Annotated in this window: 1 protein-coding gene; it reads left to right on the top strand. The window is 67.5% G+C overall.

Annotated elements, in window-relative coordinates; translation table 11 throughout:
• Positions 1-5: 5 nt before the first annotated feature.
• A partial coding sequence (locus tag Q7J58_RS12435; protein ID WP_304828301.1) for an aldehyde dehydrogenase family protein occupies positions 6-1,125 on the top strand: 1,120 nt, incomplete at its 3' end.

Below are 1,125 nucleotides of genomic sequence, written 5' to 3'. Positions count from 1 at the left end.
CCGACATGTCCATGCTCATCAACGGCCTCAAGGTCACCGCCGAAAAAGGCGCCACCTTCGAGCGCCGCAACCCGCTCGACGGCAGCGTGGCCACGCGCGCGCCCGCCGCCTCAACGGCCGACGCCGTGATGGCAGTCGAGGCAGCTGCCGAAGCCTTCAAGACCTGGAGCGAAACCGGCCCCAGCCAGCGCCGCGCGCTGCTGCTCAAGGCCGCCGACGCGCTCGAAGCCAAGACACCCGCGTTCATCGAAGCCGTGTCGGCCGAGACCGGCGCCACCGGCATGTGGGGCGGCTTCAACGTGATGCTCGCCGCTGGCATGATCCGCGAGGCCGCCGCGCTCACCACGCAGGTGGCCGGCGAGGTGATCCCTTCCGACGTGCCCGGGTCATTGGCCATGGGCATCCGCCAGCCCGCCGGCGTGGTGCTCGGCATCGCGCCCTGGAACGCGCCCATCATCCTGGCCGTGCGCGCCATCTGCGTGCCGCTGGCCTGCGGCAACACCGTCATCTTGAAAGGCAGCGAAAACTGCCCGCGCACCCACCAGCTCATCATCGAAGCGTTCCAGGACGCGGGCTTTCCGCCCGGCGTGGTGAACTACATCACCAACGCCCCGGCCGACGCCGGAGCCGTGGTCGAAGCCATGGTGGCGCACCCGGCCGTGCGCCGCGTGAACTTCACCGGCTCGACCAAGGTGGGCAAGATCATCGCGGCCACCTGCGCGAAATACCTCAAGCCGGTGGTGCTGGAGCTGGGAGGCAAGGCGCCGCTGGTGGTGCTGGACGACGCCGACCTGGACGATGCGGTCAACGCAGCAGCCTTCGGCTGCTTCATGAACAGCGGCCAGATCTGCATGAGCACCGAGCGCATCATCGTGGACAGCAAGATCGCCGATGCCTTTGTGAAGAAGTTCGCCGACAAGGCCAAACACCTGCCGCTGGGCGACCCGCGCAAACCCGAGCCGGTGGTGCTCGGCTCGGTGATCGGCATGGGCTCGGTCAACCATTGCAATCAACTCATCGACGACGCGCTGGCCAAAGGTGCCAAGCTTGCCTGCGGCGGCAATGCCGACACCACGCTCATGCCCGACACCTTTCTAGACCATGTGACCCCGGCGATGCGCATCT

Source organism: Hydrogenophaga sp., assembly GCF_030656115.1.
Classification (GTDB): domain Bacteria; phylum Pseudomonadota; class Gammaproteobacteria; order Burkholderiales; family Burkholderiaceae_C; genus Hydrogenophaga.
Note: the sequence above shows the minus strand (reverse complement) of the source record. Positions and strands in the feature narration are given on the sequence as shown.